The organism is Cupriavidus sp. WKF15 (genome assembly GCF_029278605.1).
Taxonomy (GTDB): Bacteria; Pseudomonadota; Gammaproteobacteria; order Burkholderiales; family Burkholderiaceae; genus Cupriavidus.
Map to the genome: position 1 here is coordinate 1,544,610 of NZ_CP119573.1, position 16,102 is coordinate 1,560,711.

Annotated in this window: 15 protein-coding genes and 1 pseudogene; 10 read left to right on the forward strand and 6 right to left on the reverse strand. The window is 61.6% G+C overall.

From position 1 onward, the window contains the following. Positions 1-375: 375 nt before the first annotated feature. A pseudogene (locus CupriaWKF_RS24415) lies at positions 376-749 on the reverse strand (molybdopterin cofactor-binding domain-containing protein); the annotation flags it as partial. Positions 750-1,044: 295 nt separating this feature from the next. Between CupriaWKF_RS24415 and CupriaWKF_RS24420 the strand changes: the two are divergent. From CupriaWKF_RS24420 to CupriaWKF_RS24430, 3 genes are read left to right on the forward strand one after another with little or no spacing between them, the layout of a single operon-like run. After that, entirely contained in the window at positions 1,045-2,184 is a 1,140-nt protein-coding gene (locus CupriaWKF_RS24420; protein ID WP_276101026.1) for a porin, read from the forward strand. A 42-nt stretch (positions 2,185-2,226) separates the two neighbouring features. Further along, entirely contained in the window at positions 2,227-3,006 is a 780-nt protein-coding gene (locus CupriaWKF_RS24425) for a cupin domain-containing protein (protein WP_276101027.1), read from the forward strand. A gap of 34 nt (positions 3,007-3,040) precedes the next feature. Further along, positions 3,041-4,027, forward strand: a complete 987-nt coding sequence (locus CupriaWKF_RS24430; protein ID WP_276101028.1) for a tripartite tricarboxylate transporter substrate binding protein — start codon at positions 3,041-3,043, stop codon at positions 4,025-4,027. Between the two features lie 19 nt (positions 4,028-4,046). On the opposite strand, the gene CupriaWKF_RS24435 is transcribed toward CupriaWKF_RS24430, so the two are convergent. Then, on the reverse strand, positions 4,047-4,967 hold the full coding sequence (locus CupriaWKF_RS24435; RefSeq protein WP_276101029.1) for a LysR family transcriptional regulator: 921 nt from the start codon (positions 4,965-4,967) through the stop codon (positions 4,047-4,049). Between the two features lie 240 nt (positions 4,968-5,207). Between CupriaWKF_RS24435 and CupriaWKF_RS24440 the strand changes: the two genes are divergently transcribed. Further along, positions 5,208-5,738: a flavin reductase family protein gene (locus CupriaWKF_RS24440; RefSeq protein ID WP_276101030.1), complete on the forward strand. Its 531-nt coding sequence runs from the start codon at positions 5,208-5,210 to the stop codon at positions 5,736-5,738. Positions 5,739-6,013: 275 nt separating this feature from the next. Further along, entirely contained in the window at positions 6,014-6,238 is a 225-nt protein-coding gene (locus tag CupriaWKF_RS24445; protein WP_276101031.1) for a CDGSH iron-sulfur domain-containing protein, read from the forward strand. A 225-nt stretch (positions 6,239-6,463) separates the two neighbouring features. Here CupriaWKF_RS24445 and CupriaWKF_RS24450 read toward each other — a convergent pair whose 3' ends face one another. From CupriaWKF_RS24450 to CupriaWKF_RS24465, 4 genes are all read right to left on the reverse strand, one after another. Next, positions 6,464-6,862: a cupin domain-containing protein gene (locus tag CupriaWKF_RS24450; protein WP_276101032.1), complete on the reverse strand. Its 399-nt coding sequence runs from the start codon at positions 6,860-6,862 to the stop codon at positions 6,464-6,466. A 41-nt stretch (positions 6,863-6,903) separates the two neighbouring features. Continuing rightward, positions 6,904-8,160 (reverse strand): MFS transporter, encoded by a 1,257-nt coding sequence (locus tag CupriaWKF_RS24455; RefSeq protein ID WP_276101033.1) that lies wholly within the window; start codon positions 8,158-8,160, stop codon positions 6,904-6,906. Between the two features lie 185 nt (positions 8,161-8,345). After that, positions 8,346-8,642, reverse strand: coding sequence for a helix-turn-helix domain-containing protein (locus CupriaWKF_RS24460; RefSeq protein ID WP_276101034.1), 297 nt, complete (start codon positions 8,640-8,642; stop codon positions 8,346-8,348). 1,179 nt (positions 8,643-9,821) lie between these two features. Further along, the gene (locus CupriaWKF_RS24465; RefSeq protein WP_276101035.1) at positions 9,822-10,034 is read right to left on the reverse strand and encodes a hypothetical protein; all 213 of its coding nucleotides are present in this window, start codon (positions 10,032-10,034) and stop codon (positions 9,822-9,824) included. 540 nt (positions 10,035-10,574) lie between these two features. Between CupriaWKF_RS24465 and CupriaWKF_RS24470 the strand changes: the two genes are divergently transcribed. The 5 genes from CupriaWKF_RS24470 to CupriaWKF_RS24490 all read left to right on the forward strand — a co-directional run bounded on the left by CupriaWKF_RS24470 (position 10,575) and on the right by CupriaWKF_RS24490 (position 16,102). Further along, positions 10,575-10,736 carry a hypothetical protein gene (locus tag CupriaWKF_RS24470; RefSeq protein ID WP_276101036.1) on the forward strand — a complete coding sequence of 54 codons (162 nt, stop codon included), beginning with the start codon at positions 10,575-10,577 and terminating at the stop codon, positions 10,734-10,736. 242 nt (positions 10,737-10,978) lie between these two features. Beyond that, the gene (wecB, locus tag CupriaWKF_RS24475; RefSeq protein WP_276101037.1) at positions 10,979-12,217 is read left to right on the forward strand and encodes a UDP-N-acetylglucosamine 2-epimerase (non-hydrolyzing); all 1,239 of its coding nucleotides are present in this window, start codon (positions 10,979-10,981) and stop codon (positions 12,215-12,217) included. Then, positions 12,214-12,543: a hypothetical protein gene (locus CupriaWKF_RS24480; RefSeq protein WP_276101038.1), complete on the forward strand. Its 330-nt coding sequence runs from the start codon at positions 12,214-12,216 to the stop codon at positions 12,541-12,543. Before wecB ends, CupriaWKF_RS24480 begins: the two co-directional genes overlap by 4 nt. A 165-nt stretch (positions 12,544-12,708) precedes the next feature. Beyond that, positions 12,709-14,478 carry a hypothetical protein gene (locus CupriaWKF_RS24485; RefSeq protein ID WP_276103192.1) on the forward strand — a complete coding sequence of 590 codons (1,770 nt, stop codon included), beginning with the start codon at positions 12,709-12,711 and terminating at the stop codon, positions 14,476-14,478. An 82-nt stretch (positions 14,479-14,560) separates the two neighbouring features. Beyond that, complete coding sequence (locus CupriaWKF_RS24490; RefSeq protein WP_276101039.1) at positions 14,561-16,102, forward strand: glycosyltransferase family 2 protein; 1,542 nt, start codon at positions 14,561-14,563, stop codon at positions 16,100-16,102.

Here is a 16,102-nt window from a genome sequence, read left to right on the forward strand (position 1 = left end):
GGATTTGTCCCAGCCAACGAATGAGTACGAGCTTGTAGGGGAGGACGGGCCGGCAACGGCGCGTCCTTACCCGACTCAGTTGGCGCTCGGACCGGACCTGCAGCAACATGGCCTGCGGCCAAGACCGACCTGACGCAATTGCGTGCCTTTGCCGATGCCCACGTTCGCTGATGATGTGCCGTAGCGATCCGTCGGACCTGCGGGCGCTGTTGTACAGGTGACGTGGCGCCTTGTCGACCCAAGCCAGATGGCTCAGAACGGACCCGTTGCGGTCGTACGACCGTGTGTGACCACAGCGACAGCTTCCAGGTGATAACGGCCATTTGGCAGGCCCTAGTTGGAGGTCCCTCGTCATCCGTTTTTGCCGTTGTCGATGCCAACCTTGAGAGTGATGGCGCCATGCATCGCTGCACTCAGGTCAAAGCCGATGCCACCTTCCATTTACGCGACGATCACGTCTGGATTGATGACAAGACCGCAGTCAACGGCGCAAACCACACGGTCGACCTTATAGCTGCCGTCCGGCTTGACTGTCACCTCGGCCACCTGCGCGATGTAAGTGTTGAACGACTCATGCACGGCAATGCCACGGCCGCGCCGTTCCCCCGCGGCTCTGCGCCTGAGCGGTTCGCCCAGCCGGCCTTGTCGCAGCCAACTCCATAACCCGCTCGCAGACGCGGTGCCTTCGACAAGAGGTCACGGCGGTAGTGGTCGGGATCCTTGCCGGCAACGATCGCGGCCTCGTCGATTAGTCCTCCTGACACGAAAGCATTGGAAGAGTGGCCTACCGAGCGCCACTAACCACTGCTCCAGGCTGTCGCACTGAAAAGCGTCGGCTGACTCATCAGCCGTGATTGTCCGAGACCAGATGTACAGAATTCCGTTCCGTGGCTGGAACATGATGGACCATGGCGCGGTCTTTCTCGCGGATTCGTCGGCAATTAGACTTGGATCGTTCGATAGCAAGACCAAAGCGCGGCGCATGGTCCGAAGCGCCTCACAAATCGAGACACCACAAGAACTAGATGCACGGAGGAGCCAATTTTGGAAGACTTCAGAGCAAAGGCGATTGCTTGGAATTTCATTCTTTTGTCCGCGCTTTGCTTCGGCAAGGTATATGCGGAGTCAGGTGTGCGGGTGTTCGGCATTGTCGATGCAGGCGTCGAAGTGAGCAGCGCAGGCAAGGGTACGCAGACGCGCGTGGTCTCCGGTGGAGATGCGGGTAGTCGTTGGGGTATCGATGGGACCGAGGACCTCGGTCAGGGCCTCAGCGCCACGTTCCGTCTGGTGGGTGGCTTCAGTGCGGACGATGGGCAGATGGGCCAGGGCGGCCGCCTGTTCGGCCGCGAGGCGGCGGTGGGTCTCATCAAGCGGGACGCCGGCAGCTTGCTGCTGGGGCGTCAGCCAACGCCCGTTTCGCTGACCAACTCCTTTGTCGATGCCTTCTATTGGATGGGCAGCGGTGGTCTCATTTCGCTGACCCGCAGCGGCGCGACGGCGGCCCAGCAAGTGATTCCGCAGGTCGTCTCCGCGCGTGCCGACAATGCCATCAAGTACTACTCGCCCGAAGAGTGGAAATCGGTGTCGTTCTCGGTGCTGGTGGCACCAGGGGAGAAGTCTCCGCAACTGGGCAGCACCTACGGTGCATCGGCACGCTTTCTCCAGGGACCGTGGGACTTGAATGCTGCCTGGGGTCGGCAGGAGGCCGGCACCGGTGCCACGGGCCAGATCACTTCCTATTCGCTGGGTGGCAGCTACGATTTTCATCTGGTGAAGCTCTATCTGGGCTACACCGACGAAAAGAACTCCTGCTCGACCTGTACCGGAGCGTTGACCCGTGCCACGGACAGCTTCAAGGCGACGCGGAGCGAGTTCAGTCTGGCTAACGTGGGTGTCCGTGTTCCCATCGGCCGCTTCACCGCCATTGCCCAGGCGGCCTACGTGAACGACCGCTCCGCATATCAGGTGGATCCCGGCAACAGGAACGCGTGGTGGTTCGCCGTGGGCGGCGAGTATGCGCTGTCGCGTCGCACGACGTTGTATGGCTCTGTCGGCACGATCGAGAACCGCAACGGGTCGATGTATGCGCTGGGCAGCGGCGGCGTGCAACAGCCCGCCAATTCCGTCGGTGCCGGAAATCCAAGGTCGACGGCCGGCAATATCGGCATCAAACATCTGTTCTGAAACCGGGGCATACGCCCAGCATTCTTGCGAGAGTCCAATCCAATGAATGTCGTCACCACAACATCTTGCACACGTTGGTCGCCCATGAGCGCGGCGCCGGAAGGCGACGCATTTCATGCCGGGCTGATCGGCAAGGAGTACACCGATGCGTATACGCTCGGACTAGCCCGGCTACAGGCCCATGGGCAGATCGGATCGCGCATCAGTTCGCATAACCAGGCGTTCTTTGTGATGGAGGGCAAGGGCGTCGCTTCGCTCGCCGGCGCGCAGAGCGCGTTTTGCCAGGGCGCGGTCATCAAGATCCCCCGAGGTGTTCGCCATGCAATTCGCAACGCGGAGGCCACGCCCATGTGGCTTCTCGCCATCCATGACACGCCCATGGCACTGGAGGCTGACGCCTCCGGGCCCGATCAAGCACCGGACCTGGCATGTCGCCGCGAAGCAGAGCCGATGGCGAAGCACGCCCCCGAAGTCATGAATGCCGACGCGATGGCCTGGAGAGCCTTCGAGGCGCCAGGTGTCCAGGGCTATGAACTGAAGCCCATGCTTGTCGGCGAGGAACATTCCGATGCCTATAGCGTTGACCTGATGCGCGTCGCGGCCGGAGGCTTTTCCGCGGCGCATACGGATCTGGGCCGGCATGCCTTTGTCATTCTCGCGGGACAGGGGCGCCTCACGGTCGATGGCGAACCCATCGACTTTCGGCAGGGCGACATCGTGAAGGTGCCGACAGGGTCTTTGCATGCGGTGCATAACGTGGGCGGCGACCCGTTGGAGTTTCTCGCGATCTACGATCCGCCGCGTCGCCGCAAGGCTGGCTGAGTCGGCCATGACAACCCTCTGACCTTGAGTGAACATGAGCAAGCACGCAAGCCGGCCGCTGGCCTGGAAGGTTACCGGCGCGATCCTGGCGCTTTGCGCTTGCCTGACGGCGCACGCCGAAGACTGGCCGGCCCGGCCGATAAAGCTGGTGGTGCCGTCCACGCCCGGCTCGACCCCGGACGTCCTCGCACGTATCGTGGCCGATGCATTGCACACCAGGCTCGGCGCGACCCTGGTGGTGGAAAACAAGCCGGGTGCGGGCGGTGCGATCGCCGTGAATGTTATCGCGAAGGCGCCTCCCGACGGCTATACGATCGGCATCACACCTCCCGGGCCGATTGGCGCTGACACCATACTGCAAAAGCGTCTGCCCTACCAACCCGGCAGGGACCTGGCGCTGGTGTCGCTCGCCGTCACCCAGGCCAATGTCCTGGTCGTACGCAGTACGCTCGAAGTGAAGGACCTGGGGCAATTGATGGGGCGGCTCGCTAAGGAGCCAGGGAAATACACCTATGCCGCGATCGGCGCGGGCTCCGTCAACCGCCTCTGCATGGAGCTGGTTGCGCAGCGAAGCGGTGCGCGCATGACGCGGGTTGCCTATTCCGGCACGCCCCAGGCCATGCTCGCGGTAATCAGTGGCGAAGTCGACATGGCGTGCCTGCCGGAGCAGGCAGTCTCCGCGCAGGTGCAGGCGGGAAAGCTCCATGCTCTCGCGGTGGCGTCGGCAAAGCGATCATCCGTGATGGCCAATGTGCCGACGCTCGACGAGCTTGGCATGCCCGGCGTCGAGGCAAACGCCTGGATGGGGATCATCGCGCCGGCCGGCACGCCGGTCCAGATCATCAGGCGCCTGCAAGGCGAGATCGCACGGGCGTTGTCCCAGCCGGACGTTCGCGCAACGCTGCATACCCAGTTCATGGAGGCGGTCGGCTCCACGCCGGAGGTATTTGCCCGGACCGTCCAGGGCGATGTCGAGCGCTGGAAGCGCCTGGTCCGCACGGGAAAGGTCGCCGTGGACTGATCGCGACCCCCGCACGTCGCTATCGTGCCGCCGACGTGCCCGACCGCGGACCGCCGGCCTTGCCCAGATCCCCGAATCGCTCGCAGAGAAAATCCACGAAGGAACGGACCTTCGGAGATACCGTTCGATGCTGTGGGAACACGGCATGGATATCGCGTTTGCCGCGTCCCCACCCAGGCAACACGTGAATCAGCGTGCCGGCCGCGAGATCTTCCTGGCAGAGATAGTCGGGCAGCCAGCCGATGCCGGTGCCATTCAGCAGCACAGTGCGGATGGTGCTGGTGTCATTGGCCGAAAAGCGCGTATGGACCCGCACGGATTCGGTCTCGGCATCCTTGTCCATGCGCCATTCAACGTTGCCGGCAAAAATATCCAGGAGGGCGTGTCCGACAAGGTCCGCCGGAACCTCTGGTGTTCCATGTGCCTTGAGGTAGGCCGGCGTGGCCACCAGCTTCAGTGCCACGGTGCCCAGCCGTCGCGCGGCCAGACGGCTGTCTTCAAGTTCCCCCGTCCGGATGACCACGTCGATCTCCTCGGCCATCGGCTCGACCTTGTGGCTCGTGAGCGTCAGAGCAACGTTCATCTCCGGATAGCGCGTCAGATACTCAGCGATGAGCGGCGCGAGCATCCACTGCCCCGGCGTGACGGGCGCGCTGACGCGCAACAGTCCCCGTGGTGTGAGCCTGACCTGCCCGACCTTCTGTTCCGCTTCCTCGATGCTGGAAAGGATGCGGTGTGCGTCCTCAGCGAACAGCAGGCCGGTTTCGGTCAGGGCCAGTTTCCGGTTGGTTCGATAGAGCAACGCGACGCCCAGGTGCTTCTCCAGTCGGGTCAGGCTTCGGCTGACCGACGACTTCGGCATGCCCAGCACATTGGCCGCAGCGCTGAGACTCATCAGTTCGCTGATTTTTGCGAATACTCGGATGTCGACCAATTCCATCGTCAATAGGGGCGCAAGCCGGAAGTCGTTGCAGTGTCGTGACAGAAGCTGTTCTGTCTATAGCGGCGGCCCGGGGCTGGCGTCAACCGGTGTTTGCCATGACGGCGGCCTGCGATCTGGAGGGCTGCAGGCTGTTCCCCTGGCGGAACGTCGCTTTCCACCGTTCTGTCTTGTCCGTGGAGTTGCCGCTTGCGACGATAGGCATATGTACCCGATTTCGAGGAGAACCCAGGAGACGATATGACTCAATCCCAACACATTGATCCGGAAGAGTTCCGCAAGGGCCTGCGTGCCTTCACGACGGGTGTGACCGTCGTGTCGATGGACGACGGCCTGGGCGGTATGCACGCCATGACGGCAAGTTCCTTTGCCGCGGTATCCATCGAGCCGCAACTGGTCGCCGTGAGCATCGCCAAGACAGCCAAGTCGCACGCGCTTCTGGGAGCCGACCGGCCTTACGCCATCAACATCCTCGGCGAGCGTCAGGCATTCCTTGGTCACTATTTCGCCAATCGCATGCCAGAACCCTGGAACCCGGCCTACGAATGGCACGAAGGCGCGCCCGTTCTGACAGGCACGATGGGCTGGTTTGTCTGCCGGCGCTGGGCTGCCTACGACGGCGGCGACCACACCATCCTGGTGGGTGAAACCCTGAAGATCCAGCGCACTGACGAGCGGCCTCTGGTTTGCTGCCGGGGCGACTTTCACGCTTTGGGTGAAAAGGTGGACGTCGTCCACCCCGGGGCTCAGGGCGCGAGGAGCACTGCGTGAGGTCTGGCTTCCCAGCGTAATGAGGACTGAATCATGACTACCACGATTACCCTGGGCGACGACGGCCCATTGCAGGTCGCCGGTGACTTTGAGCTGGTCGACGAGGCCGGCGTACCGTTTCGTCGACGCAAGTCATGCTTGCTTTGTCGCTGCGGCCACACCAGGCGCCCGCCATTCTGCGATGCCTCGCATCACGAGGCCGGCTTCAGCAGTTGTCCGCGTGCGCCACTGCGGGCGCCAACCCGTTAAGGACGACTCGAGCGTCCGGAGTTTCCATGTCTACTACCAACATCCGCGTCCTGAACTCAGGGCCTCTCCATGTGACCGGCGAGTTCGAATTGGTCGATGCCGATGGCAACCGCTACCCCCACAAGGGCATCTTTTCGCTTTGTCGTTGCGGGTTGTCCGCCAGCAAGCCCTATTGCGATGGTTCCCATCGCGCCGAGCGCTGGGAGAGTATCGTGCAGTCGGACAAGCCTGTCGCATCGACCGTGCCCTGACAGCATGCGCCCGCGGGGCGCTGATGAGGGTGATCTGGGGACGTAGCGACGTCGCCAGACAAACACAACGGCGCCCCTCGGATAACCGGGAGGGCGCCGCTCTTGTTAGCGTATCGGAATCTGCGGACTGCCGGACGGTCAGTCAGGAACTGCTTGCGGAAGAAGGTCGTGCACTGATCGACTCCCCTCGCTCTTGCGCGAGGGGGGCATGCCTGACCATGCGGATCAGTTTGCCCCCACATGGTCCGTGGGTGGCACGGCCCCATCCTGGGATTTGCGTACGCGGGGCGGATCGTAGATGGTCAATAACACCAGATCTCGCTGTCCGGCATTGCGAACGGCATGGACGACGCCGCGCGGGATGCGGACGACCGCACCGGCCGTGGCACGATGGCAGACATCGGCGATGTCGATCTCGGCTTCGCCACCGAGGATGTAGAACGCGTGATTGTCAGGGTCGATGTGCGGTGGTGAGTAGCCGCCTTCTGCAACGCGAACGATATCGACAGAGTATGCGTCCGTGTATTCCCCGGCCAGGATGTCGAAGATGAATTCAAACCCTTCCGACCCTTCGATCTTGTGCGGAATCCACAGTTTTTCGGTGATATGGGTAATGTGTTTCATGGCTGCTTATACCTCGGTGGTTGTCAGAAGCTGCGCGCCATTCACTGGCGTTGGCCTTCCTTGATAAATGCCAGGCAGAGGGCCCCGAAGAGCGGCCCGGCGGCAAGCACCGCGAACGCCAACGGGAAGGAATGCTGTGCCTGGAATACCAGGCCGACGAGTGCCGGGGACAGCGCGGAACCTAACTGCCACGCGGCGTTGGCGACGCCTGCCCCCGAGCCGGCCCTCGACGGACCCGTCTGCTCGGCGACCATCGTGACCAGCAGCGGGCTGTAAACGAAGGCCCCGACACCAATAAAAGGGGCGGCCAGGCGGAACGTGGCCAGATCATCGCCCTGGCCGAAGGCGAGCAGCGCCGCGCAAAAGAAGATCAGTGACAGAATGGCCAGCAGCTTCCGGCGTGCACCGAAGGAATCGGAAATCCAGCCGATGGTGGGCTTCGCGAACAGGCCCGCAATCCCGGCCACTGCCAGGACATAGCCGGCCTGAACCGGCGAAACATGATGCGCCTTCACCATTAGAGGGATTGCCCATGCGGTGAAGCCAAGCGTCCCCCAGAACGCACCACATCCAGCCAGTGCCAGCAGGACGAAATTTCTTGTCATCAATGCGCGCGCGTCCGCGAGGATCTGGCCATGCGCGCGAGCACGGTGGGTGTGGCGTTCTCCCGGTTGCGTTGCACCGCCAGTCGGGACCCGGTCGCGAAGGACCGCGACACAGACCACGGCCAGGAACACAGAGAGAACGCCGAGCAGGCGATAGCTCACGCGCCAGCTATAGGCCTCTACTAGTGTCGGCAGGATGGCGTTCGTCGCGATGACTGCGACCGACGACGCGCTCATGAGAAGCCCCACGGCCCGGCCGCGTTCACGCTTCTCAAACCATGTCGTCACCAGCTTCACCCCTGCCGCGTAGTCAGCGCCGGCGGTCAGCCCCATGAGTGCCTGCAAGACCAGGCCAACCGTGAGCGTTGGTGTGTAGGAAAAGGCGTAAGTAGCGATGGCAAGGCTGACAAGCGAAGCGGAAAGCGCCACGCGGCCGCCAACGCGATCGATTGCAAACCCGCACACGAAGTTGGACAGCACATAGCCGACATAGAATGCCGTCACGAACATGCCGAGTGCGGCGAGCGGCAGCGTCAGCGACTGTCCCAACGGAATGGCCAGCGTTCCCCACGCCAGTCTGCAGACGGTCGAGAGGACGAGCGCCGCCCACGCCACCGTCAACACAAGCCATCTGGTGCGTGAGTCTGTTCCATGCATGGGCACGGACAACCGGGTGGTGGTTTCACCGTTCATCGGGTCTCCTGGCGGTCACTATTGTTATGGCGGGCAGCGCATACAATCCTGCCCCGCTTCCATCATGATGCAACGATCTTGGGCCGGGAAACGCAAGTGGAATCGAACACCGTGTTGCGGCACTGGAACGCCGTGGATTGTTGCGTGTGCCTTCAGGTCGTCGGGCACGCGTTGCCCTTGAGCCGCTACGCGTGCCGCTTCTGAGTTTTGCGCGGCTGCTTATCGAAGCGCGCCGCGGAGTAGCCGGCAAATCGGCCCAGGTGCCCGAGACCGACCTCAAGTGCGGTTCCAGTGACGCCGGCAGCGGGATCGAGCAGCATCCGGGGCGCACCGCAACGAGGCGTGCGTTGCGCAGCAATTCCATCGGCGATGCCGAAATGGCGATGGCACGGTGCGTTGAGCGTCCGACCGCTAATGCCGGCGGCGCGGGCTGGGTCCTCGAACGAGACCGGTGCGCTCAGGTGGGAGTCGATATAAGCCACCACCACGTCAATCTGGCGCGTGCCCCGGGTGGCGGGTTCGGGGGCTCTCGCCTGTAGCGGCAATGGAAGTGGCGAGGTATCCAGAGGTTGGTGCAGGAGCTGGAAGAGGGTGAGGCTCCAGATGTCCCACCCAGTTGGCTTGGATGGCGGAACGGTCCGCGCAGGAAATCAGGTTCCGCAGCGAATGCGCGATTAGTTCCCATTGCGCTTCCAGCGCGCGCGGCAGCAGAAGGTCGGAGGCGAGCAGGGCCGATGAATCAGCGTCGAGGCCACCGGCCTAAAGGAGCAGGCTGTTGGGGATGCGCCGCTAGGCCCGCTTTTTGGTGTGGATCCGCCGTTCGAATGTCTGCCTGAAACCCTGGGCGAGCGTCCGCAGGTGGCCGACTACGGCCCGACGCTGAACACAACCCGAGGTCTCCTACAAGGAGGAAAGGCCTGCTCTTATACAAGCCCTTTAGGGGGGCAACTATCCCGCCTCCACCATCCGGAACTGTTGGACTGTTCCGCCAAAAAGAGTTCAGGGGCGGTTCCCGCAGCCAGAGGGTCTGGGCCGCCGCTGTAAGGCCGCGTCGTTGTGAGGTTTTTAACCGCTATCGGGTCGACGGTTCGCGGCCGATTTGTGTGCGAACAGGATGTTGGAAAGTGGAGCGCATGAAATCCAAGGAAAGGATTTATTTTTTCCTGAAATCCAGCGAATGCTTTACGCATGTGACGAGTTTAGCACCCGGACCTAAGAAAACATCTGGCGAAATCGTTTATTTTTGGTCGGGGAAATCGTTTAGCTGACAACGATGTCAGCTTGAGAACTCATTTCACGAAGAGAAGGTATTCGCTTTATTTTTTATGAAACGGGTTCAAAGTGATTCTCCGGGCAATCCGGGGGATCGTGACGCCGGCGCGATCATCCGCGCTGTCGGCTCATCAATGAGAGGGCGAACTTGAACAGGTACGCGAAAGCTCCGGTAATTCTTACATCGAATTGAAGCTAATCGGCTTGTAAGATTCACCCGCTATTGAACCCAGTGCTTGCCAATAGGCGCAAGGAATTGAAGAAAGGCAGAAGAAAGGCCAGCATTTCGGACGCTTGCGCGACCGCAAAGTCTTTCTTCGGTTGCATCCAACTCATTGGAAAGAGGCTGATGTGGGGGATAGGGCGCGGCCATTGCGCGCCCCTGACGGTCAACTGTTTCTGACGAGGTACATGGCCGCAGTTGGAACGTGAACCTCGGCCAGCGTGGTTCGCGTTGGCGTAACGAGGGAGGCATCGTTCTCCCCGCCGCCACAGCCAGCGAGCAGTAGCGCACCGATGGACATCGCGCATGACAGGCCGATCTTTACCGCATGGCGCTTGCGCTTGAGCCTGGTGATATCAATGATTGAGTGAATACGCATACCGGCATTCTCCTTTCGTCAGAGGACCTGTACGCGTCGAACGGAGATCGTCTTCGTAGCAGGTCGCTCACTGGCGTTCAGCATCCCCACTCCGTTCCTGGGGGAACTACCGTCCGGTCGCCGTGGTAAGCCATTGAGGCATGAGTGGCGGGGTACCGGCGACTGATGGATCAAGCTCTTCAACAGTAGTTGAGTCGAAAGCAAATCCATAGTGTTTCGCAACTGACCGCGCGGCGAAGGTACGCGACCGCGCCGTTCTTCACTACGTTGATAGTCGATAGTTGCGCGTTTTCTCACACTTGATACAGATGTGCGATATCGAGAAACGCTCGTGAGAGCGTTCTTGCATTCATGCGTCGTGAAGACACGAATACAGGGAAACAAGCTTGGTGCCTCTCCACAGTACGTTGCTGTGGCCAGATGTCATCCCGTTTGCGTCAATCCTCCATCGCCGTGGTCTATGGGCGCATGCCCTGACTGGATTTTCATCGTACCTATTGCCGCCTCATGGAATTTACAGTTCGCAGCTCCAATTAATTCGTGACTGGTGGCGAACAAAAATCGAGAATTTTTTTAGATCGCAAAAAAAGCAAGAAGAGTTCTTCTTATTCTCTTGTCAGTGGTGGAACGCCTTATCGCTTCCTGCCGCCGGAAATTCCAGACGGCCAGCGTGGGGCGCAGATTGAGCGGTTGCAACCGTGATACGGAATCAACCGGAATCCAAGCGCTATCCAGACGGGGGCGCGCCGGAATGGCTGAGACGCCACCGACCTTGCGCAGATGGCACAGACGTTGCGGCGTGCCCGACGTGCTGGCCTCCGGCTTTGATATCCCAGGGTGTGGAGGCGTCGCGTGTGCGGAGCGTGGAAGGCGATCGATCATCCCTTGCTCTCGAACTGGCGATCAGCATATCCCGGCGTGATTGCAGGACGAGGAGTCTCGACATGCAGAAGGTTCTCGCTGTGTTTGGGACGCGTCCCGAAGCGATCAAGATGGCACCGCTGATGCGGCGGCTGCGAAGTTCACCGGCATTCGATCTGCGGGTATGCGTGACGGGCCAGCACCGGCAGCTCCTCGACCCGGTGCTGCGCCTGTTCAGGATTGTCCCGGATTTTGACCTCAACGTGATCTGTAAAGGCCAGAGCCTTTCCGACATCACAACCAGGGTGCTGGTCGGCGTACAAACGGTCATTGACGAGTTTATGCCCGACACCATGCTCGTTCACGGCGATACCACCACGACACTGGCCGCCACGCTGGCGGCCTTCTATCGGAGCATCCCCGTCGGCCATGTCGAGGCGGGCTTGCGAACTGGCGACATGAGCGCGCCCTGGCCCGAGGAGATGAACCGGCGCGTAACCGACATCATGGCCACGTGGCATTTCGCTCCGACGCAGCAGGCGCACGACACGCTGCTGCGCGAAGGTGCCAACCCGATCCGCGTCAGGATGACCGGCAATACAGGCATTGACGCCCTGCTCGAAGTCAAGCAACAGATCGACGCCGATGCCCAAGTGCGCACGCGCCTGGCAAACGGCTTTCCGTTCCTTGATGCATCCCGGCGACTGGTGCTGGTGACCGGGCATCGACGCGAGAACTTTGGTGCACCATTCGAGCGATTCTGTGCGGCGCTGCGCATGCTTGCCGATCGGAACAAGGACATCCAGATCGTCTACCCGGTCCACCTGAATCCCAGGGTGCGCGAGCCGGTCAATGCCATCTTGAGCAAGCATCCCCGGATCCACCTGATCGAGCCGCAGGACTATCAGCCGTTCGTCTTCCTGATGTCGCTCGCCTATCTGATCGTGACGGACTCCGGCGGGATCCAGGAGGAAGCACCGGCTCTCGGCAAGCCGGTCGTGGTGACGCGCGAGACTACGGAGCGCCCTGAAGCGGTGGCTGCCGGTACGGCGCGGCTGGTTGGGACCGATACGGAACGAATTGTCATTGCTGTCGAGCTGCTGCTGCGCGATCGCGAGGTGTATTCCTGCATGTCGCGTGCCCACAATCCGTTTGGAGACGGGCGAGCGAGCGAGCGCATTGTCAGTGCCCTGCAGCTACCTGTCAAAACGATGTGTACCGCCGCTTTCGCTCGCGCGATGCACGCGGAACCGGATACGGATATGGATCCGCGCGCCATTCAGCTACCCGGCCACACCGCAATCTGGAGGAAGCAATCATGAAATCTGCAACAACCCTGGCGGCGGCCACCCTATTGCTTGCCGGCGTGTGGACCGCGGGGCCGGCACGCGCTCAGTTGTCGGCGGAGGCGGCAGCGGTAATGTCCGGGCCGATTCTCTATCTCCCCGCGAGTCCGTCCGATCCCGGAGGCCTCAACGGCTACGACCACAACCGGCAGTTCGACTTCGCTATCGAAGCAGACAAGCCCGGCAAGAACAAGGCAGAGCGGGACAAGGTGTTGAAGAAGCCCAAGAAGGCTGTGGCTGGCCCCAAGGTCAAAGCGGGGACCTACACGCTGGGGGCGGCGCCAGGCCAGACCAAGAAATGATCAGCCTGAGCCGCCCGGCGTCGAGCGGATGTTCGACGATGTCCTGCACCTCTGACAGATGGGTGTCGACCCTATCGGGCCTCAGTTTTCCCCCTTCGCGTTCTGGAGATGATCGTGTTCCATAAACTCCGTTTCATGCTGCAGCGACTCAGTGCCCTGGTATTGATGGTCCTGTCTCTGGTCGCGGCTGGCTCCGTCCTGGCCGCCACCAACCAGATTGCGCTGGTGGTACCCGACAACTACACGCCGTCCGATCCGCGCATTACCGCGTGGCTCGACGCCGCACGCGAGGAGGGTCTTCAGATCACGTTGGTCACCGACTCGCAAGTGCTTCAGGGCGTCACCCCTGCGCAGTACCCGGGCATGATCCTGCCCGATACGGTACACCCCAATGCCAGCGACGGCATGGTGACCGCGATTGAGACCTATGCCAATCAAGGCGGCCATGTGATGCTCGTCTACGACTTCGGCGCGTTGACGACAACCGGCTTCTACGCGTCGCAGCAGAGTCGGTTCAGCAATCTGGCCGGCGTCAGCTACGTTCTCTACGACCAGTTGGGCGGCAACATGATCGGCCTCGGTCCGATCACCGGCCTGAGCAGCACGCTGCGCGCCGTCCAGGTCCCTCCCGGCAAGTCCATGGCATGGACGACCACATCGTCAAGCGACCCCGTGGAGGGAGTCTCCGGCTACGTATATGGCTTCCTGACCTACCCTAGCTTCGTCACGCAGGGGGCCTACTCGGGCACCGCCTTCCTGACTGCCCCCAATTTCGGACTGGTTGCCGGTCTGCGTACTTTCGGTTCGGGTCAGGTGCTCTTCGTCAATCTTCCGCTGACCTACCTGAAAGGGCAGACCGACGGCATGCCGATGCACGGATTCGTGCGCTACTTCGGCGAAACGATGATGAACATGCCACGGCTATCGGCACAGCCCAAGGGCATCGGCGGCCTGGTGCTCAACATGCACTTCTGCGCCCGGGACCAGATCTGGCCGGCGTACAAGCTCAAGAGCTGGGGCATCTTCAACAATGGTCCGTTCTCCATCGTGATAACCGCGGGGCCGGACCAGGTCAACTTCGGCGATGGCCTGGGCATCAACCTTTCCCAGAACACCGGTGCCAGGCAGCTGGTCAGCTATCTGCTGAGCAAGGGACACCATGTCGGCGACCATGGCGGCTGGATACACGACTACTGGGGAGCAAATGCCAGCGAGACGAACCAGTCGACCTTCCAGCAGTACCTGGTGCTCAACAAGCAGAGCGTTCAGGGGGTGACCGGCGTACCGACAACCGAGTACGCAGCGCCAGAGGGAAATACGCCGCAATGGTCGATCGACTGGATGGAAGCCAACGGTGACACGGGATACTACTTCGTCGGCCATACCGGCATGCCGCCCACGCGCAGCTACCGCAACGGTGCCTTGCTCAATCAGACCATTCGCGCGTTCCCGGTCATGCCATTCGGCGCGAACGCGACGTTCGAGGAGTTTGAGGAGGCCAGCATACCAACGAGCAGCATCAGCGCCTGGTACAGCCAGCTGACGGACTTCGTGGTGAAGAACCGAACCAGTCGACTGATCTACATGCATCCACTCGGCGCCATTGACTACCAGGGCGTGCTCAATGGCATCTTTTCCTATGCCGGCTCGCTCAAGTCGCAAGGGCTGTTCAACTGGTACACCATGAACGACCTGGCCGTATTTGCCCAGCGGCGCCAGCAAACCACCTGGCAGGCCAACGATATCGGCAATGCCTGGAGCTTCCAGGCCAGCAACCCCGCGGGCCTGACCGACCAGACCTGGGTGCTGCCCAAGATTGCCTACACGCAGCCGGTAGTGACACAAGGCGCTGCAAGCGTGACGTGGGACTCGACCAACTGGCTGGTCACGGCAGGTGCGGGCAACTCGCTGGCTTTTACAAGCGGCAAGCAATGACGCCTGGCAACGTATCCGCGTTCATCCACCGGACGGCTGTGCCACGCCGTCCGGGCGTTTCGCAGCACTCATTGGATCATTCATGTCTCGATCGCTTCGCACCATTCTTTTGCTCGGCGCGCTGTTTTCAGGGATAGGCTTTGCTCTGCCGAGCGCCGCGGAGAAGCTCATCGTGCACACTGTCATAGTGAGAAGGGCACCGCACGAGATCGCGCGCAACCATAGGGCTCCGGAGCGATCGATGCAGGAGGCTGCGGAGGTGGCGGCCGTGCGACTGCCACCAGGCAGTTACAAGGACGAAGAGGAGCTCGACGAGCCCCCACCCGTTGTCTTCGACAAGGCGGAGACCGGCGCGAGCGCGGGTCAGGTCATTGTCTCCACGCTGACTGGGTTGCTGGCCATCATCATGTCGCTCATTGTGCTCTACGCAGTCCGGCACTATGTCTTTACGCTGAACCGGTTGTTTGGCAGGCAGAGGCATCCCTATCTCGATATCGATGTCGCGGAATGGCCATCGCTGACGGTCCTGGTCGCTGCGCACAACGAGGAAGTGGTGATCGCCGGCTCTCTGCAATGCCTGCTGCGGGTGGACTACCCGGCGGACCGGCTGACCATCATGCCCGTGAATGACCGCTCTAGTGACCGGACTCGCGAGATCATCGACGAGATTGCCGCGCGGCATCCCGGCCGGATCGTTCCGTTCCACCGGGTCAGCGGCAAGCCGGGCAAGGCGGCCGCGCTCAAGGATGCCAGCGAGACCGTGAGCACGGAAATCATTGTTGTCTTCGATGCCGATTACCTGCCCCCGTTCGGCTTGCTCAAGCAGCTGGTGGCGCCGTTCTTCGATCCTGAAGTCGGTGCCACGATGGGTCGGGTAGTGCCACTGAATCTTGGCAGCAACCTGCTTACCAGACTGCTCGATATGGAGCGTTCCGGTGGTTACCAGGTGGACCAGCAGGCGCGCATGAACCTCTGGCTCGTGCCTCAGTACGGCGGCACGGTGGGCGGGGTCCGGCTGCGGGCACTGCGCAGTGTGGGGGGCTGGCACGATGACGTGCTTGCCGAGGATACCGATCTTACGTACCGGCTCATGCTGGGAAATTGGAAGACGGTCTATCAGAACTGGGCCGAATGCTACGAAGAGGTACCCGAAGCATGGCCAGTGCGGATCCGGCAGATCATGCGCTGGACCAAGGGCCACAACCAGTCGTTCTACCGTCACGCTCGTGGCGTGGTGACATGCCAGGGGCACGGACTGTTTGAAAGACTGGACGGCGTGGCGCTGCTCGCCATCTACACGATGGCACCGGTCATGCTGTTGGGCTGGGCGCTGACAATTTTCCTGTTCTATACGAGCGGCTTCCCGCTTCATAGCACGCTCATCCTGCTCGCACTGATGTCCTATGGCACCCTGGGCAACTTCGCCGCATTCTTCGAAATTGCAGCGGCGGTTCACCTCGACGGTGGCTGTGAAAGAGTCCGGCTGCTGCCGCTGAACTATTTCGGCTTCCTTGTCAGTGCCTTCACGATCGCAAGAGCCACGTCCGATCAGGTGATCGGGGGTGTCCTGCTTCAACGCGAGCTGCATTGGGACAAGACGAAACGCTACCGACAAGGGAGCTGA